The organism is Variovorax sp. GW821-FHT09A10, from assembly GCF_059418385.1.
The window spans coordinates 417340-441842 of record NZ_JBWKPT010000004.1 but is presented as its reverse complement, the minus strand read 5'-3'; the positions used below and the strand labels follow the sequence as shown (position 1 = coordinate 441842).

Below are 24503 nucleotides of genomic sequence, written 5' to 3'. Positions count from 1 at the left end.
GGCGCATTGGCGCGAAAACGTTGCCCTTGCAAGGGCTTCGGGCGCAGAATTCGTAGCAAATTGTGAGATTCGTATGCGCCACGATACTTCGTGCGCTCACCCATCCAGACATGACACAGCCCAGCTCCACCGAACACCAGCGCCCGACCCTCTTTGCCTTCTGGACGGCCGCCCTGGCGGTGGCCGGCAGTTGCGGCGCCACGGCGGCCTGGGCGCAGACGACCTACCCGGTCACGCCCCAGCAGCGCGCCACCGCCCAGCAGACCGCCCAGGCCGGCGTGCCGCTGAGCGAACTGTCGCCGAAGGCGCCCGACGAATACACGGTCAAGCCCGGTGACACGCTCTGGGCCATCTCGCGCCTGTACCTGCTGCGCCCCTGGCGCTGGCCGGAGCTGTGGGGCATGAACATCAACGAGATTCAGGACCCGCACCGCATCTACCCGGGCCAGGTGCTGTACCTGGACAAGAGCGGCGGCCGCGCGCGCCTGACCACCCGCCGCAGCGTGGGCGGCGTCGACGGCGGCACCATCAAGCTGTCGCCGCGCACCCGCTTCGACTCGCTCGCGGGCATGGCCCTGCCCACGCTCAACCCGAGCCTGATCGAGCCCTTCCTCAGCGAACCCATCGTGGTCGACGCCAACACGCTCGACGCCGCACCGCGCATCGTGGCCGGCAACGACAGCCGCGTGCTGCTGTCGCGCGGCGACCGCGCCTATGCGCGCGGCAATGCCGAATCGCCGCTGGTCGAGAAGCCAGGCCCGGTGCAGCACTACCGCATCTTCCGCAGCGCCACGCCGCTGAAAGACCCCGGCACCGGCGAAATCCTCGGCTACGAGGCGCAGTACCTGGGCAAGGCGCAGCTGCAGCGCGGCGAATCGACCACCATCGAGACGACCGGCGACAAGGACGTCATCACCGTCGTGCCGGCCAGCATCGACATCATTGCGTCGCGCGAGGAAATGCGCGCCGGCGACCGCCTGCTGCCCGAGCCGCCGCGCCAGCTGCTGAGCTACGCACCGCGCGCGCCCTCCACCCAGGTGGACGGCCGCATCGTGTCGGTCTACGGCAACGCCGTGCAGTACGCGGCGCAGAACCAGGTCGTGGCCATCAACAAGGGCACGCGCGACGGCATCGACAACGGCCACGTGCTGGCCATCCTGAAGAACGGCGAGACCATCCTCGACCGCACCGGCGCGCGCAAGGAAACCATCAAGCTGCCGAACGAACGCATCGGCCTGCTGATGGTGTTCCGCACCTTCGAGAAAGTCTCGTACGCATTGGTGCTCGAAATCAACGACACTCCCCGCGCCGGCGACTTCCTCGTCAATCCCTGACACGCGCCTGAGGCTTTTTTCTCGCACACTCGTTTGGAACGCGCAGAACTCGCAGGCTGGCTGCGACTTTCACTGACACCAGGCGTCGGCGACGGCGCCGCACGCCGTCTGCTCGCGGCCTTTGGGCTGCCTGACGCGATCTTCGCGCAGCCCGAGGCGACGCTGGGCGAAGTCGTCAGCACCGCCCAGGCCGCCGCGTTGAAGCAGCCGCCCTCCGGCCTGCAGGCGCAGGTCGACCAGACCTGGCAATGGCTGCACCCCGCGGACGACAACACCGGCGGCGCCATCACGCGCCGCGTCGTGACGCTCGGCGATGCCGGCTACCCGGCTTCTCTGCTCGAAATGGTCGACCCGCCGCTGATGCTCTACGTGCTCGGCGCCGCTGCCTTCGACCTCACGCAACTCGGCCGCAGCCTTGCCGTGGTCGGCAGCCGCAACCCGACGCCGCAGGGCGCCAGCCATGCGCGCGCCTTCGCACGGGCGCTGGGCGAAGCGGGCCTGCCCGTGGTCTCGGGTCTGGCGCTCGGCATCGACGGCGCGGCGCACCTGGGCGCGCTCGACGCGGCCGGCGACGCCCCCGTGCTCGCCACCGTGGCCGTGGTCGGCACCGGCCTGGACCGCGTGTACCCCGCACGGCACCGCGACCTGGCGCACCGCATCACGCTGCAAGGGCTGATCGTGAGCGAGCTGCCGCTGGGCACGCCGCCGCTCACGCAGAACTTTCCCAAGCGCAACCGCCTGATTGCGGGCCTGGCGCGCGGCACGCTGGTGGTCGAGGCGGCGCTGGCGTCGGGCTCGCTCATCACCGCGCGGCTCACGTCGGAACAGGGCAAGGAAGTGTTCGCGATCCCGGGCTCGATCCACTCGCCGCAATCGCGCGGCTGCCACGCGCTGATCCGCCAAGGCGCGAAGCTGGTCGAGTCGGTGAACGACATCCTCGAAGAGCTGCCGCCGCTCGCGCCGGCCGCTCGCACGCCGGCCAGCGACACGCCTTCGCCGGCCCCGGAACATCCGCTGCTCGATGCCCTCGGCTTCGACCCGGTGAGCCTCGATGCGTTGAGCGCGCGCACCGGCTGGAGCGCGGCCCAGCTGCAGGCGAAGATGCTTGAGCTTGAGCTCGACGGGCATGTCTCGCGTTTGCCCGGCGGCCTGTTTCAAAGAGCCGCCGTCGGCTGACACGCGAAGTGCACGAAAGCCTGGGGACACACGACAGATTCCTGGGCTATATTGGCCCTATGTTCGAAGTGCTCGTGTTTGTGTATGAAAACTACTGGCGCGGCGATGCCTGCCCCGAACCCGAACAGCTGGGCCGCAAGCTCAGTGCGCACGGTTTCGAGGCGGAAGAAATTCGCGACGCCCTGCAGTGGCTCGACGGACTGAGCCTGGCCACGCAAGGCCTGCAGTTTGAACACCAGGCCCGTGAAGGCGACGACGACAACGCCATCACCACCGCCCGCGTCACGCTGGGCGGCGCGCCCGATGCGGCGCTGCCCCAGTCGAGCCAGTCGATGCGCGTGTACTCGCCGTCGGAGCAGGAACACCTTGGCGCCGAATGCCTCGGCTTCATCCGTTTTCTCGAACTGTCGAACGTGCTGCCCTGTGGCCTGCGCGAGATCGTCGTCGAGCGCGCGATGGCCGCACCGGGCGACCCGGTGGCGCTGGACGAACTCAAGATCATCGTGCTGATGGTGCACTGGAGCACCGGCATCGAGCCCGATGCCCTCGTGCTCGACGAACTCTGCGAAAGCCGCGAAGGCCGTACGGCACACTGAGCTCGCCTCCGAGCTGCGCGCACTTCCCCACAGACGAGAACCGCCGCGCGGCTGACTAGTTCAGCAGCCGCTCAGGATTCGCATCGAGCTTCGCCAGCGCCTCGCGCGTCGCGCGCGCGGTGAGCGTCTCTTCCTCGGCCGGCACCAGCAGGCCGGCCTGCAGGTACATTGCCAGCCGTCCGGCCTGGATGAGGAAGCTGCGGCCGTCGGCCGAGGCGAACAGGTGCAGCCGCTTGCGGTCGCTGCGCCAGACGAACTGGACCTGGGTGACGCGGTCGTTGTGGTCCAGCATGAACCAGTTGCCGACCTGCAGCTCGTGGGTCCACGCGAGCATGTCTTCCGCGACCTTGACGCCGGCGGTGTCGGAAATGACCTCGATGGCGGTCGCGTCCACGCCGAGCAGCAGCTCGATGCTCTGCGCGTCCAGCGGCAGGCTGGAGGCGCTGCCGTCGTCGCTCACGAAGTCTTCCAGGTGCGCCAGCCGCTCGGCCATGGCCTCAATCTTGGCCTGGGGAATGGCCTCGGTCTTCGACATGAAGGCGTCGGTGAGCGTGGCGCCGATGGTCTTGATGTGGCCCTCTTGCGGCTCGCCGACGATGCCCAGCAGGTCCATGCCCTGACGCAGGCGCTGCAGCAGCTGCGGCAGGTCTTGAATGACGCGGGCGCGGTCGGCGCGGTTGGGCTTGGCGCTCGCGGCCCAGACCAGCTCGGAGGCCACGCGCTTGAGCATCACGGTGTGCTCGCCCTGCGCGCCGTAGCGCAGCGCGGCGATGGCCAGCACCTCGGCCCAGACCTTGAACAGGAACTCGCGGATCTCGTCACGCACCGGCATGTCGTTGAGCATCTTGCGCAACTCGATGGTGTACTGGATCGCCATCGTCTCCTTCTGCTCGACCTGCTGCGCCACGCTCATGACGCGCTGCGTGGCGTCGCTCTGCGTGAGGTAGCGGCTGAGGAAGGCGACGAATTCGTCGAACACGAGCTTGAACACGCGCTGGCCGGTCTCGGGGTACTGCTCGATCACCTGCACCACGCGCTTGATCTCGTTTTCGAGTGCGCTGCCGGTGATGGCGGCGGCATCGAAGCCCATCACGCAGGAGCCCATGCGGTCGATCAGCATGCGCGCGGGGTGCTGCAAGGTGCCGAAGAACTCGGGCTCGGCGATGGCCACGCGCAGCACGGGCATCTGCAGCCGCGCGAACCACACGCGCGCGGAGAACGGAATGCGCTCTTCCGCGAGGATGGCCTGGAACATCAGCGCCACGATCTCGACCGTGGCCTTGTCGGCCGTGGTGGGGGCGCGCTTCTTGAGTTCGGCGGTGCGGCGGCGCAGGTCGACAGCGGTCTGCTGGATCAACGTGGCCTGCTCGCCACCGCCGTCCATGTACTGCGTGGCCGCCATGCGGTAGGCGACCTCGGCATCGGCGATGGCGCCGGCAAAAGTTCTGGAAAACACGCGGGGCGCCGCCACGCCGCCGCCGGTGCCAGTCACCCCGCCCGGTTGCGAGGCACCGGCCTCGCCACCGATGCGCGCGGCGACAAAACGCTTGAGGCTCAGCAGCGCGGTCTGCGCGCGCTGCCGTGCGAAGGCGAGCGGCGAACTGCCCATCATCGAGCTGGAGGCCGAACCCGACGACGGCACCGACGCCTGGAAGCCGAAGCCCGGTCGCTGCGGCTGCGATGGCGGCTGGGCATGCGGCACCGCCGCACCGGCCGTGCCTTGCCCACCGTGGCCCATCGGCATGTTCGACGTCACCGGCATGCCCATGGACGAGGTGCCGCCGCCCGAATCGCCCGTGCGGCGCACGAAACTCTTGAGGTCGATCTCCTGCATCACGCCCTGCGCGATCAGGAAAGCGTTGGCGCTTTCGTAGGCCTTCACGATCACGTCGGCCAGCGCCTGCTGCACCGTGTTTTGCACGCGGCCCCAGGCCTCGCGGCTCAGGCCGGCGGCCAGCCACTGGTCCACCAGCAGCTGGGCCAGCGTCTCGGGTTTCAGCACGTCCCGGGCGTCGAGCTCGTGCGTGCCCTCGAGGTGCTGGATGCGCAGGCGCAGGTCGCTGAGTTCGAAGCTGGCCTTGTCGTGGATGGTCTGTGCCAGGCGCGAGGCGAGGATGTTGCTCTCGACCACCTCGTCGCCGATGAGTTCCAGCCGCAGCGCCGCGGGGGCCGACGAGGCGGCACCCGTCGGGCTCGCGCCCAGCGCCTTGCGCCAGCCGGTCTGCGCCAGCGACACCCACTGCGAGGCGTGGCCCTGGAACGCCACGAGGTCGTCGCGGCTTTCCTGCATGGTGCGCGCGCTGCCGACATCGGACGCCACCGCGGTCAGCCGGTCGCGGATGGCCTGGGCCAGCGGAGCGATCGCACCTTCCGTGGCCGCCACGAAACGCTCACGCGCCTCGCGTGCGAGCTGCAGGGAAGAAGCGGACCGCGCAGTGCTCATTGATGGATCGGAAAGGCCGGAGAGAACGGTTCATCGACGACAGCCCCGAGCTTGCATCGGGATGCGCCACCGCACAAGTGCGGGTGACGCGAAGCTGGCGCCGAAGTATCCCTCAGACCACGGCGCCAGCGTTCGGGTCGTCGCCGCCCGGATCGCCGTCGCGCTTGACCGGCGGGCCCTTGATCAGGTCTTCACGCTTCACGCCCAGCCACATCGCGATCGCGGCAGCCACGAAACACGACGAATAAATGCCGAAGCAGATGCCGATGGTCAGTGCCAGCGCGAAGTAGTGCAGCGTCGGGCCGCCGAAGAAGAACATCGACAGCACCACGAGCTGCGTGGAGCCGTGGGTGATGATCGTGCGGCTGATGGTCGAGGTGATCGCGTTGTCGATGACTTCGGTGGTGGTCATCTTGCGGTAACGCCGGAAGTTCTCGCGCACGCGGTCGAAGATCACGACCGACTCGTTCACCGAGTAGCCCAGCACCGCGAGCACCGCCGCCAGCACCGCCAGCGAGAACTCCCACTGGAAGAAGGCGAAGAAGCCCAGGATGATCACCACGTCGTGCAGGTTGGCCAGCACGGTGGACAGCGCGAACTTCCACTCGAAGCGGAACGCCAGGTAGATCATGATGCCGATCACCACCATGGCCAGCGCCTTGATGCCGTTGGTGGTCAGCTCCTCGCCGACCTGCGGCCCGACGACCTCGATGCCGCGCTGCGTGGCCGACGGGTCGACCGACTTCAGCGCCTGCATGACTTGCGCGCTCTGCTGGTCGGAGCTCATGCCCTTCTGGGTGGGCAGGCGGATCTGCACGTCGCGCGAGGTGCCGTAGTTCTGCACCTGCACTTCGGGATAGCCGAGCTTGGTGACGGCCTCGCGCACCTTGCCGATGTCGGCCGATTGCTCGTAGGCCACTTCCATCACCGTGCCGCCGGTGAACTCCACCGACAGATGCAGTCCGCGGTGGAACAGGAAGAACAGCGCCAGCGCAAAGGTGGCGAAGGAAATGATGTTCAGCACCAGGGCATGGCGCATGAACGGGATGGTCTTGTGGATGCGGAAGAATTCCATGGCGATGGTCCTCGGCCGTTACTTGGTGTCGACCACGGCGGTGCCGTCGGCGCTATCGGTTTTGGGCCGCCAGACGGTGCCGATCGACACAGACTTGAGCTTCTTCTTCTGGCCGTACCAGAAGTTCACGAGGCCGCGCGAGAAGAACACGGCGGAGAACATCGAGGTGACGATGCCGATGCAGTGCACCACCGCGAAGCCGCGCACCGGGCCCGAGCCGAAGGCCAGGAGCGCGATGCCCGCGATCAGCGTGGTCACGTTGGAGTCGAGAATCGTGCCCCAGGCGCGGTCGTAGCCCGCGTGGATGGCGGCCTGCGGCGAGGCGCCGTTGCGCAGCTCTTCGCGCACGCGCTCGTTGATCAGCACGTTGGAGTCGATGGCCACGCCGATGGCCAGCGCCATGGCCGCGATGCCGGGCAGCGTGAGCGTGGCCTGCAGCATCGACAGGATGGCGACCAGCAGCATCAGGTTCACGGCCAGCGCGATCGACGAGAACAGGCCGAACAGCGCGTAGTAGGCACACATGAAGACCATGATGGCCAGGAAGCCGTACATCACGCTCTTGAAGCCTTTTTCGATGTTGTCGGCGCCGAGCGTCGGGCCGATGGTGCGCTCCTGGATGATCTCCATGGGCGCAGCCAGCGAGCCGGCGCGCAGCAGCAGGGCCAGGTCGCTGGCCTCGGCCACCGTCATCGAGCCCGAGACCTGGAAGCGGTTGCCCAGCTCGCCGTTGATCGAGGGAGCCGTGAGCACTTCGCCCTTGCCCTTCTCGAAGATCAGCATGGCCATGCGCTTCTTGTAGTTCTCGCGGCTGACGTCGCGCATGATGCGACCGCCCTTGGCGTCCATGGTCAGGTCGACCTTGGGCTGGTTGCTCTGCTGGTCGAAGCCGGGCTGGGCGTCGGTGAGGTTCTCGCCGGTGACGAGCACCTGCTTCTTCACGATCACCGGACGGCCACCGCGGTCGAGGAATTTCTCGGAACCGAAGGGCACGGGCGCGCCGCTCAGTTCGGCCGCGCGGCCTTCGGAGCTTTCGTCGACCATGCGCATTTCGAGCGTGGCGGTGCGGCCCAGGATTTCCTTGGCCTTGGCCGTGTCCTGCACGCCGGGCAGCTGCACGACGATGCGGTCCAGGCCCTGCTGCTGGATCACCGGCTCGGCCACGCCGAGTTCGTTGATCCGGTTGTGCAGGGTCGTGATGTTCTGCTTGAGCGCGGCGTCCTGCAGGCGGCGGGCCGCCTCGGGCTTGATGGTGGCGGTCAGGCGCCAGTTGGTGCCGTCTTGCGTGTCGGTGGTGCTGAGGTCGGGGAACTGGTCCACGATCAGGCGCTTGGCGGTCTCGAGCGAGGCCGCGTCGCGGAAGGTCACCTCGACGGTCTGGCCGTTGCGGCTGACCTGGGTGCCGCGGATGTTCTTGTCGCGGAAGGTGGTGCGCAGGTCGCTCGCGAACGATTCGGCCTTCTTGTCGATGGCACCCTTCATGTCGACCTGCAGCAGGAAGTCGACGCCGCCGCGCAAGTCGAGGCCCAGGTACATCGGGTACGCATGCAGCGCCGTGAGCCACTTGGGCGAACGCGACAGCAGGTTCAGCGCCACCGTGTAGGGCGGGTCGCTGGCGTCGGGCACCAGGGCGCGCTGCACGACGTCGCGCGCCTTGAGCTGGTCGTCGGTGGTGGTGAAGCGGGCGCGCAGGGAGCCGGCGTCCAGCGTCACCAGGTCGGGCGTCAGGCCGGCGGTCTTCAGCGCCTCCTCGACCCGGGCCTGGGTGGCGGCATCGACCTTGACGGTCGTCTTGGCCGCGGACACCTGCACCGCGGGTGCCTCGCCGAAGAAATTGGGCAGGGCGTAGATGAGCCCCACGAGTAGCACGATCACGATGATCGTGTACTTCCAGACCGGGTAACGGTTCATGAGAAGGCGCTTTTCACAAGCGTTTCAGAAATGGAACACGGCGTGACTTGGGGCCCTGCGCCGTGAAGCGCAAGGTTCAGCTCACGCTTTTATTGCTTGACGGCGCCCTTGGGCAGCACCTGGACCACCGCGCTGCGCTGGATCTTGATCTCGATGCCGTTGGCGATCTCGAGACCGAGGTACTGGTCGCTGATGGACGTGATCTTGCCGAGCACGCCGCCGGCCGTGGCGACTTCGTCACCCTTGGCCAGGGCTTCGATCATGGCGCGGGCTTCTTTCTGGCGCTTCATTTGCGGGCGGATCATGACGAAATACAGCACCACGAACATCAGCACCAGCGGCAGCATGCTGCCCAGCGAAGACAACATGTCGCCACCACCGGCGGCTGCGGGCGCGGTTTGAGCGAAAGCAGAGGAAATGAACAAGAGAGTCTCCAGCAGAGGGAAGAGAGAAGAAAAAGACTTCAGATGCGCAGGCCGGGCCCGCGGTTCCGCGCCCACGAGGGATGCGGGCCGCAAGTCAGAGGCTCGGCGGGGGAGGCCGCGCGCAGTCGGGCATTGTATTCGGCGCGGATGGCCGTTTCGCGCCCTTATCCGGCGCACCCCCGAGGGCTTTCAGCTATCTTTTCAATAGCAAAGAGCGCCGCAAGGGCGCTCTTTGTCAGGGGAAACGGGCCTGGCGGATCAGGCCGCTGCGCGCTGCGCCTGGGGGTTGCGCCACTTGCCCATCAGCTCGGTCCAGCGGGTGCGGGCCGCCGCGAGGTTGCGCTCCTTCACGTGGCCGTAGCCGCGGATCTGCTCCGGCAGCGCCGCGATCTCCAGCGCCAGCGCGTGGTTGTCGGCACGCAGGCCCTTAAGCACTTCCTCGATGCTGGCGCGGTACTCGCCGATGAGGGCGCGCTCGGTCTTGCGCTCTTCGGTGCGGCCGAAGACATCGAGCGCCGTGCCGCGCAGGCCCTTGAGCTTCGCCAGCAAGCGGAAGCCCGTGAGCATCCAGGGGCCGAACTTCTGCTTTTGCAGCTGGCCCTTGGCGTTCTTCTTGGCCATGAGCGGCGGCGCCAGGTGGTAGTTGAGCTTGTAGTCGCCTTCGAACATGCCCTCGACGCGATCGAGGAAGGTGCGGTCGGTGTGCAGGCGGGCGACTTCGTACTCGTCCTTGTAGGCCATGAGCTTGAACAGGTAGCGCGCCACCGTTTCGGCCAGGCCCGTGCTCTTGCCGACGGCCGACTCGACCTGCTGCACGCGGCCGACGAAGGCCTTGTATTCCTCGGCATACGCGGCGTTCTGGTAGCCCGTCAGGAACTCGGCGCGGCGCGCCACCAGGGCCTCGACCGTCTCGCGCTTCTTGAACTCGATGACCTGACCCGGGCGCACGCGCTTTTGCAGCTCGTCCGGACGCACGGCGGCCTGGCGGCCCCACTCGAAGGCGGTCTTGTTGTTCTCGATGGCCACGGCGTTCAGCTCGATGGCGCGCATCAGCGACTCGTGCGCCAGCGGCACCCAGCCCTTTTGCCAGGCGTAGCCCAGGATCATCGGGTTGACGTAGATGGTGTCGCCCATCAGCGCGGTGGCGGCGGCATCGGCGTCGAAGGCGCCCAGGCCGTCGATGCCCACGGCGCGTGCAATTTCAGCGGCGCAGGCGTCTTCGGGGTTCTGCCAGTTGGCGTTGCGCACGAAGGCGGCGGTGGGCGCGCTGTGGCTGTTGAGCGCCACGTGCGTGCGCCCTTCGCGCATGCGCGCCATGGTCTCGGCGTTGATCGTCACCAGCGGGTCGCAGGCCAGGATCAGGTCGGCCGCCGCGGTGCCCACGCGGGTGGTGCGGATGTCGTCCTGCGTGTCGCCGATGAGCACGTGGCTCCAGGTGGCGCCGCCCTTTTGCGCCAGGCCCGCCGCGTCCTGCGTAACGATGCCCTTGGCCTCGATGTGCGCGGCCATGCCCAGCAGCTGGCCGATGGTGATCACGCCGGTGCCGCCGACGCCGGCCACCACCACGCCCCAGACCTTGCCGCCCACGAGCGACGGAATGGCGGGCTCGGTCAGCAGGCCGAACTCGGCCGGCGTGGCCGCCTTGTTCTTGCCCTTCTTCTTGAGCTGGCCGCCTTCGACGGTCACGAAGCTCGGGCAGAAACCCTTCAGGCAGCTCATGTCCTTGTTGCAGCTGCTCTGGTTGATGGTGCGCTTGCGGCCGAATTCGGTTTCCAGCGGCTCCACGGAGAGGCAGTTGCTCTGCACGCTGCAGTCGCCGCAGCCTTCGCAGACCAGCTCGTTGATGACCACGCGCTTGGCCGGATCGACGGCCGTGCCCCGCTTGCGGCGGCGGCGCTTCTCGGTGGCGCAAGTCTGGTCGTAGATGATGGCCGTGGTGCCGGACATGGCGCGGAACTCGCGCTGGATCTCGTCCAGCAGGTCGCGGTGCTTCACCTGCACGTGGTCGCCCGGAATGCTCACGCCTTCGTACTTCTCGGGCTCGTCGGTGACGATCACGACCTTCTTGGCGCCTTCGGCGTGCAGGCTCTCGGCGATCTGCAGCACCGAGTGGCCCTCGGGGCGCTCGCCGACCTGCTGGCCGCCGGTCATGGCGACCGCGTCGTTGTAGAGGATCTTGTAGGTGATGTTCACGCCCGCCGCGATGCTCTGGCGAATCGCCAGCAGGCCGCTGTGGAAGTACGTGCCGTCGCCCAGGTTCGCGAAGATGTGCTGGTCGGTCGTGAAGGGCTGCTGGCCGACCCATGGCACGCCCTCGCCGCCCATCTGCGTGAAGCCGATGGTGGAGCGGTCCATCCAGGTCGCCATGAAGTGGCAGCCGATGCCGCCCATCGCGCGCGAACCTTCGGGCACGACGGTGCTGGTGTTGTGCGGGCAGCCCGAGCAGAACCAGGGCTGGCGCGTGGCGTCGGCCACGCTGGTGGACGCCTGCTGCACCACCATCGCGCGCTCCTTGGCCTCGAGGATGGCCAGTTGCGCATCGATGCGCGCGGCCATGTCGGCGCCGGCGGCGGCCAGCAGGCCGGTCTTCTTCAGGCGCGCCGCGATGGCCTTGGCGATGAGGGCCGGGTTCAGGTCGGCGTTGGCGCGCAGCAGCGTGTGCGAGGTCGGGTTGGGCATCGACCATTCGCCGCCGGAGTAGCCGTCGGCCGTGGAGCTGGCGCCTTCGTCGAACTTGCCGACCACGTTGGGGCGCACGTCGGAGCGCCAGTTGTAGAGCTCTTCCTTGAGCTGGTATTCGATGACCTGGCGCTTCTCCTCGACCACCAGAATCTCTTGCAGGCCGGTGGCGAAGTCGCGCGTGAGCTGCGCTTCGAGCGGCCACACCACGCCCACCTTGTGCAGGCGGATGCCCAGCTGGCGGCAGGCCGCGTCGTCCAGGCCCAGGTCGATGAGCGCCTGGCGCGTGTCGTTGTAGGCCTTGCCGCTGGCCATGATGCCGAAGCGGTCGTTCGGGCCTTCGATCACGTTGTGGTTCAGGCGGTTGGCGCGGATGTAGGCCAGCGCGGCGTACCACTTGTAGTGCATGAGCCGGGCTTCCTGCTCCAGCGCATGGTCGGGCCAGCGGATGTGCAGGCCGCCGGGCGGCATCTCGAAGTCGGTGGGAATGACGATGTCGACGCGCTCGGGGTCGATCATGGCCGTGGCGCTCGACTCGACGATCTCCTGGATCGTCTTCATGCCCGACCACACGCCCGAGAAGCGGCTCAGCGCGAAGGCGTGGATGCCCAGGTCGAGAATTTCCTGCACGTTGGCCGGGAAGAACACCGGCGTGCCGCAGGCCTTGAAGATGTGGTCGCTCTGGTGTGCGGCGGTCGAGCTCTTGGAGATGTGGTCGTCGCCCGCCACCGCGATCACGCCGCCCCAGGCGGTGGTGCCGGCCATGTTGGCGTGCTTGAAGACGTCGGAGCAGCGGTCCACGCCCGGGCCCTTGCCGTACCAGATGCCGAAGACGCCGTCGAACTTGTTGGTGCCCTGGGGCGAGAAGCCCAGCTGCTGCGTGCCCCACAGCGCCGTGGCCGCGAGCTCTTCGTTCACGCCGGGCTGGAAGACGATGTTCTGTTCCTTGAGGAACTTGCTGGCCTTCCACAGCGCCTGGTCGTAGCCGCCGAGCGGGGAGCCGCGGTAGCCGCTGATGAAGCCGGCGGTGTTCTTGCCGACCTGCTTGTCGCGCAGGCGCTGCAGCATCGGCAGCTTGACCAGGGCCTGCACGCCGCTCATGAAGGCGCGCCCGTAATCCAGGCTGTATTTGTCGTCGAGCGTGACGGTTTCTAGCGCGCGGCGAATGTGCTCGGGCAGCGGGGCGTTCATGTTCTCTGTCTCCGTATTGGCAGGGCTTTGTGGGCCTGGCTGAGGGGTGTGGGTCTGTGCCCGGTAGGGCGCAAGCCCATGGTGACGCAAAGTGTATGCCGGGGTCTGCGACAGGTGTTTGCGTTTTTTGCCTCTGAAAAACGACTTTCAGAAAGAATCTTGCTTAACATCCACCCCTATGGAAAGCATTGACAAGTTCGACCTCGCTATCCTGCAAGAACTGCAGACCGATGGCCGCCTCACGAACGCCGAGTTGGCGCAGCGCGTGGGCCTGTCGGCGGCGCCCTGCTGGCGCCGCGTGCGCGCGCTGGAAGACGCCGGCTTCATCAAGGGCTACCGCGCCGAGATCGACCGCCACAAGATCGGGTTGGGCGTGCTGGCCTTCGTGCGCGTGGACACCGAGCGCGTCACCCACGAGGCCACGCGCAAGCTCGAGGACGCGATCCGCAAGATGCCCGAGGTCGTGGCCTGCCACTACATCAGCGGCACCGGCACCTTCGAGCTGCAGGTGGTGGCGCAGGACCTGAACGGTTTCTCGGCCTTCGCGCGGCAGAACCTCATGAACCTGCCGAACGTGAAGGACCTGCACACCAGCTTCTCGCTGGGCGAGGTGAAGGCCAACAGCGCGCTGCCGCTGGGGCATCTGGCGAAGTAGCCGCCCCCAAAAAAAGAAAAGGGCCGCCTCCCGCGAGGGAGCCGGCCCGACGGCGATGCGCCTTGGCAGACGGATTAGAAGGTGATGTCCTTCTCGACGTCCTGCAGCTTGCGGCGGGCCAGCGCCAGGTTCGACTTTGCCTTGTCGAGCACGAAGTAGATGAACACGCCTTCCTTCTGCGCCATCGGGCGCAGCAGGTGGTACTGCTTGCCCAGCGTGATCAGGATGTCTTCGATGGTGTCGCTCAGGCCCAGCGCGCGCATCGTCTTGAGCTTGGCGCGCATCACTTCGGTGTTGCCGGCGGCGGCCACTTCGAGGTCCACGCCGGAGCCGACAGCGCCCAGCATCATGCCGCTGGCGGAGTCGACCACGGCAGCGCACAGGGCGCCGTCGGCGGTCAGGAGGGTGTCGAGGCTGGTCTGGATCGAGGCCATGTCAGTAAATCCTGTGAGTGAAATTCATGCGAATGAAAAAAGAGGGTGGAGACGTCGCATGCCAATCCGTCTTCGCCCGTGAATTCGTAGCCAGAACCTAGGGCTGCGGCGCCTCGAGCGCCCGCACGCAGGCCGCCGTGCGGTACATCGCCTGCGCGAGCACCGCGTCGGCGTCGGCGATGACGTTCACCACCAGTGAGGTCTCGCCGCTGTGCACCGGGCTGACGAGCGCAAAGCCGTTGTCGGTCGCCACCGTGATGCAGGTGCAGCGGCCCAGGCCGGCTTCCTGCGACACCACCGCACCGATGGCGGCGATCGAACTGGCCATGGCGGCGATGCGCGCGGGCTCGACGTCGCGCCGGGCGACGCTGGCGATCTCGAAGCCGTCGGGCGTGGCCACCACCACCGAGGCGACGCCGCTCACTTCGTCGAGCACGCGGCGGGCCTCCACTGCGGCGCGCAGCTTCAGGGCGTGGGGAATCTTCATGGCGCGGCCTCCTCGTCGAGCACTTCGATCTGCATCAGCAGCGTCTCGATCAGCGCGACCACGTCGTCCTTGCGGCGCGGATCGACCGCCAGCAGCGGCAGCACCAGCCCGCGCGCCGCCAGCGCCTGCGCGTAGTCGTCGAGCGTGGGGGTGGGGTGCGACGGCAGGCGGCTCACGCCCACGGCACAGGGCATGCGCTCGAGCGCGCCGGCGAAACCGTCCAGGTACTGGGCCAGGTCGGCCATCGGGTCGGGGCGGCTGTTGTCCAGCAGGATCGCCAGGCCCAGCGCGTCGCGCACCAGGATCTTCCACATGAAGTCGAAGCGGCTCTGGCCCGGCGTGCCGTACAGGCGCAACCGGTCGCCGTTGTCCAGCGTCACCTGGCCGAAGTCGAGCCCCACCGTGGTGGTGGCCTTGGCGACCGAGGTGTCGGCGTTGGCGACCTCGGTGGCGATCGGCGCGGTCTCGCTGATGGCCGCGATGGCCGTGGTCTTGCCCACGCCCATCGGGCCCGTGAAGACGAGCTTGAAGTCCCTCATGCCGATGCCCTGCTCAGGCCAGCCCGAGGCGTCGGCGGATGCGCGAGAGCAGGCCGCGCTTGTGCTGCGCGGCCTCGCCGCCGGCGCTGGCCCCCGAGGGGCGCGGCCCGCGGGCTTCCTCCGACCAGGTCAGCGCGCCTTCTTCCTCCAGCAGGCCGAGGAAGGTGCTGCACTCCTGCACGTCGATGCGGCCCAGCACGCTGAGGCTTTCGGCCGATTGCGCGCTCTTGGACAGGGCCGCCGCCAGCCGCACGTAGATCGGATGGCGCTGCAGGGTCACCTGCGAGGGCCAGCGGATCAGCGAGGCGCGCGCGCGGATCGAGCGCACCATGGCGCGCGCCGCGTCGCCCGAGGCCCCGCTCGGCGCGACCTGGTTGAGCAGCGCGACCAGCTCTTCCGCGTAGATGGGACGCGCCAGCGTGCGGCGCGCGGGCGCGGCGGCCACGGCCTCGCCGCGCGCCACCATCGGCACCACGAAGCGCGCGGCCGGCGTCTGCCGCTCGGCGGCCGGCGCATCGCCGTCCACCAGCAACAGGTCGCAGGGCTGCGACTCGCTGACCGTCCACAACGACCGGAGATTGGAGCTGAGGCGAACGATGATCCTCAGGAGCTCGACCTCGACCTGAGGGAGCCCCATGACGCCCAAAACCAATGGCATACCTTCTTCCCTGAGCAATTGCTTTTAATAGTTCCTCATTGTTATATGTGTTAACTAATTGATGCGTTGTGTATCGAGTCGATGCCCAAATTTGGACGTGCACCGAGAAGTAACGCACACGATGGGAGCGTCGGGCCGGCGTCGCGGCCCTTCGCAAGACCTCTGGGACACTGGGCCCCATGAATCCCGAAGAAGCTGGCCCACGGGCCCTGTCGCACCTGCACACCCTGCGCCTGCTGACCGACGCGGAACACGCGCAGGCGCTCGCGCACCCCGACCTGCCGAACGCGCCGCTGCGCACCCCGAGCGAAGCGCTGGGCTGGGCAACCGCCAAGGGCATCGTCGCGCCGGAGGCGCTGCCCGGCCTGCGCGCCCGCGCCGCCCCCGGCGCGCAAGACGAGGCGCACCGCATCGTGGCGAATGCGGTGGCCATGGTCAGCGGCCAGGCGCCGGCCTGGGTGCTGCTCGAGATCAGCCTCATGGCGAACCGCCTGGAAGACGGCGTGACCGAGAGCGCGCTCGATCAGCTGCAGGCGCTGCAGCTGATCGATCCTGCGCAGCACGCACAGGCCCTCAGCCTGCTGCCCGCACAGGAACCCGAATGGGCGGCGCCCGCCTCGCCGGCCGCCACGCTCGCCTGGGCCGTGCGCACCGGCGTGCTGACGCCGGCGCAGCTGCAGATGCTCGCCACGCCGATGTCCGCGGTCTCGCCGGAGGGCCGGCAGGTCGTGGCCGATGCGATCACCCGCACGGAGCGCAACAGCGGCGGGCGCACGAAGACCGTGCGCACCCGCAGCGTGACGTGGCACGCCACAGGGGCGTCCGCCTCGCCCCGCGCGGGCAAGGTGATCGCGGTCGTGGCAGTGGTGGCCGTCGCGCTCTACTTCCTGTTCGCCCGATAGGCGGCAAGGGCTCCCGATAGCGACCGCCTAAAATGCTCGCCCACCGCTTCCCGCCGGGCGGCAAGACACAAGGACCCCGAATGAACTCTCTACGCCGCGCCCTGGCCCTCGGCCTCGCTGCCGCCACGCTCGCCTTCGGTGCCCAGGCCCAGGCCCAGAACCGCGAACTCACCGTGGCCTCCAGCGCCACCTACGCGCCCTTCGCCTTCGAGAACAAGGACAAGCAGATCGTCGGCTTCGACATCGACATCATCAACGCCATCGCCAAGCAGCAGGGCCTGAAGATCAAGATCGTCAACACGCCCTTCACCGGCATCTTCGGCGCGCTGAACAACGGCGACGTCGACCTCGTGATCTCGGGCGTCACCATCAACGAGAAGCGCAAGCAGAGCTACGACTTCACGCCGCCGTACTTCGCGGCGCGCCAGCTGATCGCGCTGCCGAAGAACAGCACCGTGGCCTCGCTGAAGGACCTCACGGGCAAGAAGATCGCCGTGGTCAGCGCCTCCACCGCCGACGACATCGCCTCGCGCGAGTTCGGCAAGACCAGCCCCAACATCCGCCGCTTCGAGAGCACGCCGCTCATCATTTCCGAGCTGGCCGGCGGTGGCGTCGATGCCGCCATGGGCGACAACGGCGTGATCGCCTACCGCGTGTCGCAGCACCCCGAGCTGAAGACGCTGGACGACAAGTCCTTCCCCGAAGAGGGCTTCGGCATCGTCGTGAAGAAGGGCGACAAGGCGCTGCTGGACAAGCTCAGCGCCGGCCTGGCGGCCATCCGCGCCGACGGCAGCTACGTGACGATCTACAAGAAGTGGTTCAACAAGGACCCGAACGTGCGCTGAGCCGCACGGCATTTTCCTGAACACGGCCGCCTCCCAGCGGCCGTTTCGTTTTCCGTTGGTTGATTGAGAAAGTTGGAGGAGCTAAGGATGGAACAACCGATCCTGCTTTTCGGATGGTTCCGCTGGGACATCCTCGTGGAATACAAGGACCTGTTCTGGCAGGGCGCCTGGATGACGCTGCGCATGACCGTGGTCTGCGTGCTGCTCGGGTCGAGCTGGGGCCTGTGCCTGGCGCTCGCGCGGCTGGCGCAGGCGCGCCATGCGCCGTGGACCTGGGTCACGCGCGTGCTGCTGCGCTGGCCCGCCACGGTGTACGTGAGCTTTTTCCGGGGCACACCGCTGTTCGTGCAGATCCTGCTCATCCACTTCGCGGTGATGCCGGTGTTCATCCACCCGACCTCGGGCATCCTGATCGACGGCGAGCTGGCGCGCACGCTCAAGCAGGAGCACGGCGCCCTCATCTCGGGCGTGGTCGCGCTCACGCTGAACTCGGCGGCCTACATCTCCGAAGTGTTCCGCGCCGGCATCCAGTCGATCTCGCGCGGGCAGTTCGACGCCGGCCGCTCGCTGGGCCTGAGCCCCGCGCAGGTGATGCGCTACGTGGTGCTGCCGCAGGCGTTTCGCCGCATGCTGCCGCCGCTGGGCAACAACGCGATCGCGCTGCTCAAGGACACCTCGCTGGTGTCGGCCATCGGCCTGGCCGAGCTGGCCTACGCCGCGCGCACCGTGGCCGGCGCCTATGCGCGCTACTGGGAGCCGTACCTGGCGATCTCGGTGGTGTACTGGGTGATGACGCTCGTCCTCACGACCTTGCTGCGCCGACTGGAACACCGTCTCGCGCGCAGCGACCGGGGCTAGGCGCGCCGCCTCGCGCCACAATAGCGCGACATGCCGCCCATATCCCCCGAAGAGACACCCCTCCCGCCGGCCCGGCCGCAGCCCTCGAACCTCGCGGCGCTCGAGCCCCTGAAGCTCCCCGTGTTCCGCATGCTGTGGAGCACCTGGCTCATCGCCAACATCTGCATGTGGATGAACGATGTGGCGGCGGCGTGGATGATGACCTCGCTGACCACCTCGCCGATCTGGGTCGCGCTGGTGCAGTCGGCCTCCACCCTGCCGGTGTTCCTGCTCGGCCTGCCCAGCGGCGCGCTGGCCGACATCCTCGATCGCCGGCGCTGGCTGGTGGCCACGCAGTTCTGGCTGGCCGGCACCGCCGTGGTGCTGTGCGCCGCCATCGCGCTCGACGTGATGACCGCGCCGCTGCTGCTGGCGCTCACCTTCGCCAACGGCATCGGGCTGGCGCTGCGCTGGCCGGTGTTCTCGGCCATCGTGCCCGAGCTGGTGCCGCGCCAACAACTGCCGGCGGCGCTGGGCCTGAACGGCATCGCCATGAACGCCTCGCGCATCGTCGGCCCGCTCACGGCCGGCATGCTGATCGCGAGCGCGGGCAGCGTGTGGGTGTTCGCGCTCAACGCGGTGCTGTCGGTGGCCTCGGGCTTCGTGGTGCTGCGCTGGCGCCGCGAGCACACGCCCAACCCGCTGGGGCGCGAGAAGCTCATCAGCGCGATGCGCGTGGGCGTGCAGTTCGTACGCCAGTCGCAGCGCATGCGGGCGGTGCTCACGCGCGTGTCGCTGTTCTTCTTCCATTCGACGGCGCTGCTGGCGCTGCTGCCGCTGCTGGCACGCAACCTCCAGGGCGGCGGTGCCGGCACCTTCACGCTGCTGCTGGCCGCCATGGGCACGGGCGCGATCATCGCGGTGCTGTTCTTGCCGCGGCTGCGCCAGGCCCTCGGGCGCGACCAGCTGGTGCTGCGCGGCGCCATGCTGCAGTCGGCGGCCACCGCCGTGATGGCCGTGGCGCCCAACGCCTGGGTCGCGGTGCCGGCCATGTTCTTCGGCGGCATGGCGTGGATCACGGTGGCCAATTCGCTGTCGGTGTCGGCCCAGCTCGCGCTGCCCGACTGGGTGCGCGCGCGCGGCATGTCGACCTACCAGATGGCGATCATGGGCGCGAGCGCGATCGGCGCGGCGCTGTGGGGCCAGGTGGCCACCGTCACGTCGCTGAAGCTGAGCCTGGCCATCGCCGCCGTGAGCGGCACGCTGCTGATGCTGGCGGCCATGCGCTGGGTGACCGACGTGAGCGGCGAAGACGACGTGCGCCCCGCCCAGGCCGGCTGGGCCACCGGCCCACCCGCCGAGGCGCCGCAGGAAGACGGCCGCGTGGTGATCACGGTCGAGTACCTGATCGACCCGTCGCGCGCCGCGGCCTTCCACCTCGTGATGCAGCAGACCCGGCGCGCGCGCCTGGGCCAGGGCGCCATCGGCTGGGAGCTGCTGCACGACATCGCGCAGCCCGAGCGCTACGTGGAGCAGATCGTGGACGAGTCGTGGACCGACCACCTGCGCCGCTTCAACCGCGCCACGGCCGCCGACATGGCGCTGCGCGAACGCCGGCTGGCGTTTCACCTCGGCGAAACAGCGCCCGTCATCACACGCTTCGTGGTGCGGCGCTGAGCCCGTCCGTCAGCGGAAGAACAAGAGCCGCGTGAGGAAGGTGTGGTCGGCCTCCGCGGCCATCAGCCCGACCAGCACCAGCAGGCACAGCGGCGGCAGCAGGATGGCGTAGACCAGCGCCAGCCGTTCCCACGCCATGTGCATGAAGACCGCGACGATGAGCCCGGCCTTGAGCAGCATGAAGGTGATGATCAGGCCCCAGCGCAGGTAGCCCTGCACGTGCAGGTAGTCGACCATGTACGACATCGCGCTGAGCACGAACAGGAGCCCCCAGATCTTCAGGTACAGGCCGATGGGGTGCTGCTGGCCGGTGGTGGTGGTGGTGTTCATGGCGGTCGTCCTCACCAGAGATAGAACAGCGCGAAGATGAAGACCCACACCAGGTCCACGAAGTGCCAGTACAGGCCGACGATCTCGACCACCTGGTAGTTGCCGGCCTTGTCGTAGTCGCCGCGCATCAGCTTGAAGGCCACGGTGAACAGCAGCACCACGCCGGCCGACACGTGCAGCCCGTGGAAGCCCGTGATCATGAAGAAGGCCGCGCCGAACTGCGCCGCGCCCATCGGGTTGCCCCAGGGCCGCACGCCCTCCTCGAGGATCAGCTTGGACCACTCGAAGGCCTGCATGCCCACGAAGAGTTCGCCGAAGGTGGCGGTCACGAGCATCAGCGTGGCGGCGTTCACGCGGTCGCCGCGGTAGGCGAAGTTGACCGCCATCGCCATCGTGCCGCTGCTGCTGATGAGCACGAAGGTCATGATCGCGATCAGCAGGAGCGGCACGTCGGCGCCGCCCACGTGCAATGCGAACACCTCGCTCGGGTTCGGCCACGCCGCCGTGGTCGAGACGCGCACCGTCATGTAGCCCGTGAGGAAGCAGCTGAAGATGAAGATGTCGCTCAGCAGGAAGATCCACATCATCGCCTTGCCCCACGAGACCTGGAAGGCCTGGCGGTCGGACGACCAGTCGGCCACCAGCCCGCGCCAGCCGCTCGCGGCGACGGCGGAGCCGGTGAGGGTTGCGGTGGTGGGGTTCATGCGAAGCCTCCTCACGCCGTGCCGCAGAGGACGCGCGCCACCTCCGGCGTCACCCACCCCAGCAGCGCGAACAGCGCCAGCCACACGGCCAGCATGAAGTGCCAGTAGCGTGCGCACAGCGCGATGCGCCATCCGGCCCGGGCGGGGTCAGCCCACGCGACGCGCGCCGCCATCGCCCACCCGACCAGCCCGCCCGCCAGGTGCAGCCCGTGCATGGCGGTCAGCAGGTAGAAGAAGCTGCCCGACGGGTTGCCCGCCGGCATGACCTGCGCGTGCACCATCGCGGCCCAGGCCCACAGCTGCACGCCGAGGAAGCCCACGGCGCACAGGCCGCCGGCCAGCAGCAGGCGGCGCATGCGCGCCGGGTCCACGCGGCGCGAGGCGGCTTCCAGCGCCACGCTGCCCGCCACCAGCAGCGCCGAGCTGAGCCACAGCTGCCACGGCAGCGCGAGTGCGACCGCGTCGCCGCTGCTCATGCGCATCACGTAGGCCACCGTGAAGAGGGAGAACAGCGCGGTGACCACGCCCATGAAGACCCACAGGCCGATGCCCGCAGCGCTGGCGTGCGCGTCGCGCAGCCGAACGTCACGCGGCAGGCCGCGCAGGCGCAGGGCGGCATCCGCGTTCATGCCGGGGCTCCCCGCGCACCGCTCACCGGCACGTCGTTCTCGTCGTCGCTGGCCTGCGGCGGCGCGTTCTGCGCGATGAAGTCTTCCGCCGCGCCCGGCACGCCGTAGGCGTAGGCCCAGCGGTACGCCACAGGCAGCCGCGGCCCCCAGTTGCCGTGGCCGGGCGGCGTTTCGGGTGTCTGCCATTCGAGCGAGGCGGCGCGCCAGGGGTTGGCGCCGGCCGGCCGGCCGCGCCAGGCGCTCCAGGCCAGGTTGGCGATGAAGAGCAGCTGCGCCGCGCCGACCACCAGCGCCGCCACGGTGATGAAGGTGTTGAGGCTGAAGGCCGACGGCGGAATGAACTTGTAGCCGTCGAAGTTGTAATACCGCCGCGGCATGCCCAGCACACCGAGGTAGTGCATCGGGAAATAGATCGCGTAGGTGCCCAGGAAGGTGATCCAGAAATGCAGCCGGCCGATCCGGTCGTCCAGCATGCGGCCGGTGATCTTGGGGAACCAGTGGTAGATGCCGCCGAACACCACCAGCAGCGGCGCCACGCCCATCACCATGTGGAAGTGCGCCACCACGAAGTAGGTGCCCGACAGCGGAATGTCCACGCTCACGTTGCCCAGGAACAGGCCCGTGAGCCCGCCGATGACGAAGGTGCACATGAAGGCCAGCGCGAACAGCATCGGCACCGACAGGTGGATGTCGCCACGCCACAGCGTGAGCAGCCAGTTGTAGACCTTGATCGCCGTGGGCACCGCGATGACCAGCGTGGTGGTCGCGAAGAAGAAGCCGAAGTACGGGTTCATGCCGCTCACGAACATGTGGTGCGCCCACACCACCACGCTGAGCCCGCCGATGGCCACGATGGCCCACACCATCGTGCGATAGCCGAAGATGCGCTTGCGCGCATGCACGCTGATCAGGTCCGACACGATGCCGAAGGCCGGCAGCGCCACGATGTAGACCTCGGGATGGCCGAAGAACCAGAACAGGTGCTGGAACAGCAGCGGGCTGCCGCCCTTGTAGCCCGTGACCTGCCCCATCGACACCAGCGCCGGCATGAAGAAGCTGGTGCCCATCGTGCGGTCCAGCAGCAGCATCACGCCGCTGACGAACAGCGCCGGGAAACCCAGCAGCGCCAGCACCGTGGCCACGAAGATGCCCCACACCGTGAGCGGCATGCGCAGCAGCGTCATGCCCCGGCAGCGCGCCTGCAGCACGGTGGTCGCGTAGTTCAGGCCGCCCATGGTGGTGGCCACGATGAAGATCAGCAGCGACACCAGCATCAGCACGATGCCGCCGCCGTGGCCCGGCGTGCCGGGCAGGATCGACTGCGGCGGGTACAGCGTCCAGCCCGCGCCCGTGGGACCGCCCGCCACGAAGAAGCTCGCCATCAGCACCACCACCGACAGCAGGTAGACCCAGAAGCTCAGCATGTTGAGGTAGGGAAACACCATGTCGCGCGCGCCAACCATGAGCGGGATCAGGTAGTTGCCGAAGCCGCCGAGGAACAGCGCCGTGAGCAGGTAGATCACCATGATCATTCCGTGCATGGTCACGAACTGGTAGTAGCGCTCGGCGTTGATGAACTCGAACTGGCCCGGAAAACCGAGCTGCAGCCGCATGAGGTTGGACAGCACCAGGCCGACCACGCCCACCGCGATCGCGGTGCAGGCGTACTGCACGGCGATCACCTTGTGGTCCTGGCTCCAGACATAGCGGCGCAGGAAGCTCTGCGGCGCCGGGTGGCCGGCGTCGTCGTGTTCGTCGTCTTGAGTGAGCGCAGAAGAAGTCATCGCGCAGCCTTCTGTTCGGTGGCAGCCTGCGCCGGCGGGCTGCCCAGACTCTGGATGTAGGCCACCAGCGCGGCCAGTTCCTCGTCGCTCAGGTCGATCTTCGGCATCACCGGCGGGAAGCCCTTCACATGGCGCGCCTGCGGGTCGCGGATGAAGCTGCGCAGATAGGCCTCATCGACCCGCGCCGTGCTACCGTCGGCCATCGACTCGTTCTTGCCGTACAGGCCCTTCCAGGTCGGCCCGACGCGCGCGCTGCCGTCGACGGTGTGGCAGGCCACGCAGCCCTTGGCGTCGGCCAGCGCGCGGCCCTGGTCGACGCGGGCGCCGCCACCGCCGGCCGGTGCCTGTGCAGCCTGCGTCGCCTTGGCCGCCTGCGCCAGCTGCATCGCGCCGAAGGTCGGCAGCGTCGCGCGCCAGGCGTCGTAGGCCGCCGCGTCCTCCACCACCACGAAGCCGCGCATGTTCGGGTGCCCCACGCCGCACAGCTGCGCGCACAGCGCCTCGTAGCGGCCCGCGACGGTGGGCGTGAACCAGAAGCGGCTCACCTGCCCCGGCACGATGTTCATGCGGGCGCGGATGGGGGGCACGAAGAAGTCGTGCAGCACGTCGTGGGAGCGCATCAGCACCAGCACCGGCTGGCCGATCGGCAGGTGCACCTCGTCGCCGGGGACCAGCAGGTCGTCCTGCCCTGCGGGGTCGGTCGGGTCGAGCCCGAAGGGGTTGGCGGCGCTGACGAAGCGCGCATCGGTCGCGCCCAGCTTGCCGTCCGCGCCCGGCAGGCGAAAGCGCCACTGCCACTGCTGGCCCAGCACCTCGAGCAGGAGCGCGTCGTGCGGCGTGCGCACGTAGTTCGCGTACACCACGAGGCCGGGCGCCAGCAGCGCCATGATGCCGACGGTGGTGGCGCCGATCAGCCAGCGCTCGAGCGTCTTGTTCTCAGGCGCATGCGGCGCCACGCGGCGCCCCTCGCGGTGGCGAAAGCGCACCACGGTGTAGGCGAGGAACACGTTGATGACGACGAAGAACAGGCCCGTGATGACCAGCGTGATGGTCAGCGTGTCGTCCATGCGCTGCCAGTTGGAGGCCAGCGGCGTCGTCCACCACGGGTTGACGAGGTGGAACGCCACCGAGGCCACCACGATGAACAACAGGACGACGGCGATGGTCATGTGCTGCGCTCCCTGGGGTGGCC

22 protein-coding genes are annotated in these 24503 nt (G+C 68.3%); 8 read left to right on the top strand and 14 right to left on the bottom strand.

Annotated features, from left to right (window positions below; translation table 11 throughout):
- Nucleotides 1-110 precede the first annotated feature (110 nt).
- Genes AC07Q9_RS18735 through AC07Q9_RS18725 form a run of 3 tightly spaced genes read left to right on the top strand, consistent with a single transcriptional unit; the run spans nucleotide 111 to nucleotide 3106 of the window.
- Nucleotides 111-1334 carry a LysM peptidoglycan-binding domain-containing protein gene (locus AC07Q9_RS18735; RefSeq protein WP_495311225.1) on the top strand — a complete coding sequence of 408 codons (1224 nt, stop codon included), beginning with the start codon at nucleotides 111-113 and terminating at the stop codon, nucleotides 1332-1334.
- A gap of 33 nt (nucleotides 1335-1367) precedes the next feature.
- The gene (dprA, locus tag AC07Q9_RS18730; protein ID WP_495311224.1) at nucleotides 1368-2510 is read left to right on the top strand and encodes a DNA-processing protein DprA; all 1143 of its coding nucleotides are present in this window, start codon (nucleotides 1368-1370) and stop codon (nucleotides 2508-2510) included.
- A gap of 59 nt (nucleotides 2511-2569) precedes the next feature.
- On the top strand, nucleotides 2570-3106 hold the full coding sequence (locus tag AC07Q9_RS18725) for a Smg family protein (RefSeq protein ID WP_489060728.1): 537 nt from the start codon (nucleotides 2570-2572) through the stop codon (nucleotides 3104-3106).
- Nucleotides 3107-3161: 55 nt separating this feature from the next.
- On the opposite strand, the gene AC07Q9_RS18720 is transcribed toward AC07Q9_RS18725, so the two are convergent.
- The 5 genes from AC07Q9_RS18720 to AC07Q9_RS18700 all read right to left on the bottom strand — a co-directional run bounded on the left by AC07Q9_RS18720 (nucleotide 3162) and on the right by AC07Q9_RS18700 (nucleotide 12830).
- Nucleotides 3162-5549 carry a DUF1631 family protein gene (locus tag AC07Q9_RS18720; protein WP_495311223.1) on the bottom strand — a complete coding sequence of 796 codons (2388 nt, stop codon included), beginning with the start codon at nucleotides 5547-5549 and terminating at the stop codon, nucleotides 3162-3164.
- A 112-nt stretch (nucleotides 5550-5661) separates the two neighbouring features.
- Nucleotides 5662-6624: a protein translocase subunit SecF gene (gene secF, locus AC07Q9_RS18715; RefSeq protein ID WP_489060724.1), complete on the bottom strand. Its 963-nt coding sequence runs from the start codon at nucleotides 6622-6624 to the stop codon at nucleotides 5662-5664.
- Between the two features lie 18 nt (nucleotides 6625-6642).
- Nucleotides 6643-8535, bottom strand: a complete 1893-nt coding sequence (gene secD / locus AC07Q9_RS18710; protein WP_495311221.1) for a protein translocase subunit SecD — start codon at nucleotides 8533-8535, stop codon at nucleotides 6643-6645.
- A gap of 89 nt (nucleotides 8536-8624) precedes the next feature.
- The gene (gene yajC, locus AC07Q9_RS18705) at nucleotides 8625-8960 is read right to left on the bottom strand and encodes a preprotein translocase subunit YajC (RefSeq protein ID WP_099793994.1); all 336 of its coding nucleotides are present in this window, start codon (nucleotides 8958-8960) and stop codon (nucleotides 8625-8627) included.
- A 258-nt stretch (nucleotides 8961-9218) separates the two neighbouring features.
- A complete protein-coding gene (locus AC07Q9_RS18700) occupies nucleotides 9219-12830 on the bottom strand; it encodes an indolepyruvate ferredoxin oxidoreductase family protein (RefSeq protein WP_495311219.1) in 3612 nt (1203 codons plus the stop codon).
- A gap of 178 nt (nucleotides 12831-13008) precedes the next feature.
- Between AC07Q9_RS18700 and AC07Q9_RS18695 the strand changes: the two genes are divergently transcribed.
- Nucleotides 13009-13485 carry an Lrp/AsnC family transcriptional regulator gene (locus tag AC07Q9_RS18695; protein WP_062478228.1) on the top strand — a complete coding sequence of 159 codons (477 nt, stop codon included), beginning with the start codon at nucleotides 13009-13011 and terminating at the stop codon, nucleotides 13483-13485.
- A 74-nt stretch (nucleotides 13486-13559) separates the two neighbouring features.
- Here the strand turns inward: AC07Q9_RS18695 and AC07Q9_RS18690 are convergent, their stop codons facing one another.
- From AC07Q9_RS18690 to AC07Q9_RS18675, 4 genes are all read right to left on the bottom strand, one after another.
- Nucleotides 13560-13919 (bottom strand): hypothetical protein, encoded by a 360-nt coding sequence (locus AC07Q9_RS18690; RefSeq protein ID WP_489060717.1) that lies wholly within the window; start codon nucleotides 13917-13919, stop codon nucleotides 13560-13562.
- 97 nt (nucleotides 13920-14016) lie between these two features.
- A complete protein-coding gene (locus AC07Q9_RS18685; protein ID WP_489060715.1) occupies nucleotides 14017-14406 on the bottom strand; it encodes a roadblock/LC7 domain-containing protein in 390 nt (129 codons plus the stop codon).
- Nucleotides 14403-14945 (bottom strand): GTP-binding protein, encoded by a 543-nt coding sequence (locus AC07Q9_RS18680; RefSeq protein WP_070063237.1) that lies wholly within the window; start codon nucleotides 14943-14945, stop codon nucleotides 14403-14405. Before AC07Q9_RS18680 ends, AC07Q9_RS18685 begins: the two co-directional genes overlap by 4 nt.
- 13 nt (nucleotides 14946-14958) lie before the next feature.
- Nucleotides 14959-15603 (bottom strand): hypothetical protein, encoded by a 645-nt coding sequence (locus tag AC07Q9_RS18675; protein ID WP_489060713.1) that lies wholly within the window; start codon nucleotides 15601-15603, stop codon nucleotides 14959-14961.
- Nucleotides 15604-15782: 179 nt separating this feature from the next.
- Between AC07Q9_RS18675 and AC07Q9_RS18670 the strand changes: the two genes are divergently transcribed.
- The 4 genes from AC07Q9_RS18670 to AC07Q9_RS18655 all read left to right on the top strand — a co-directional run bounded on the left by AC07Q9_RS18670 (nucleotide 15783) and on the right by AC07Q9_RS18655 (nucleotide 19864).
- Nucleotides 15783-16505 carry a hypothetical protein gene (locus tag AC07Q9_RS18670; protein WP_495311214.1) on the top strand — a complete coding sequence of 241 codons (723 nt, stop codon included), beginning with the start codon at nucleotides 15783-15785 and terminating at the stop codon, nucleotides 16503-16505.
- An 80-nt stretch (nucleotides 16506-16585) separates the two neighbouring features.
- Complete coding sequence (locus AC07Q9_RS18665) at nucleotides 16586-17350, top strand: basic amino acid ABC transporter substrate-binding protein (protein WP_489060709.1); 765 nt, start codon at nucleotides 16586-16588, stop codon at nucleotides 17348-17350.
- Between the two features lie 87 nt (nucleotides 17351-17437).
- Nucleotides 17438-18208: an amino acid ABC transporter permease gene (locus AC07Q9_RS18660; RefSeq protein ID WP_495311213.1), complete on the top strand. Its 771-nt coding sequence runs from the start codon at nucleotides 17438-17440 to the stop codon at nucleotides 18206-18208.
- A 30-nt stretch (nucleotides 18209-18238) separates the two neighbouring features.
- Nucleotides 18239-19864, top strand: a complete 1626-nt coding sequence (locus tag AC07Q9_RS18655) for an MFS transporter (protein ID WP_159274117.1) — start codon at nucleotides 18239-18241, stop codon at nucleotides 19862-19864.
- A 9-nt stretch (nucleotides 19865-19873) separates the two neighbouring features.
- Here the strand turns inward: AC07Q9_RS18655 and AC07Q9_RS18650 are convergent, their stop codons facing one another.
- The 5 genes from AC07Q9_RS18650 to AC07Q9_RS18630 are packed head-to-tail and all read right to left on the bottom strand — an operon-like array spanning nucleotide 19874 to nucleotide 24480.
- Nucleotides 19874-20194 (bottom strand): cytochrome C oxidase subunit IV family protein, encoded by a 321-nt coding sequence (locus tag AC07Q9_RS18650; protein WP_495302614.1) that lies wholly within the window; start codon nucleotides 20192-20194, stop codon nucleotides 19874-19876.
- 11 nt (nucleotides 20195-20205) lie between these two features.
- The gene (locus AC07Q9_RS18645; RefSeq protein ID WP_139700774.1) at nucleotides 20206-20898 is read right to left on the bottom strand and encodes a heme-copper oxidase subunit III family protein; all 693 of its coding nucleotides are present in this window, start codon (nucleotides 20896-20898) and stop codon (nucleotides 20206-20208) included.
- Nucleotides 20899-20909: 11 nt separating this feature from the next.
- Nucleotides 20910-21527: a cytochrome c oxidase subunit 3 family protein gene (locus tag AC07Q9_RS18640; protein ID WP_489060700.1), complete on the bottom strand. Its 618-nt coding sequence runs from the start codon at nucleotides 21525-21527 to the stop codon at nucleotides 20910-20912.
- Nucleotides 21524-23311, bottom strand: coding sequence for a cytochrome c oxidase subunit I (locus AC07Q9_RS18635; RefSeq protein ID WP_495311212.1), 1788 nt, complete (start codon nucleotides 23309-23311; stop codon nucleotides 21524-21526). The genes AC07Q9_RS18640 and AC07Q9_RS18635 overlap by 4 nt, the downstream gene beginning before the upstream one ends.
- On the bottom strand, nucleotides 23308-24480 hold the full coding sequence (locus tag AC07Q9_RS18630; protein WP_495311211.1) for a c-type cytochrome: 1173 nt from the start codon (nucleotides 24478-24480) through the stop codon (nucleotides 23308-23310). Before AC07Q9_RS18630 ends, AC07Q9_RS18635 begins: the two co-directional genes overlap by 4 nt.
- Between the last annotated feature and the right edge of the window lie 23 nt (nucleotides 24481-24503).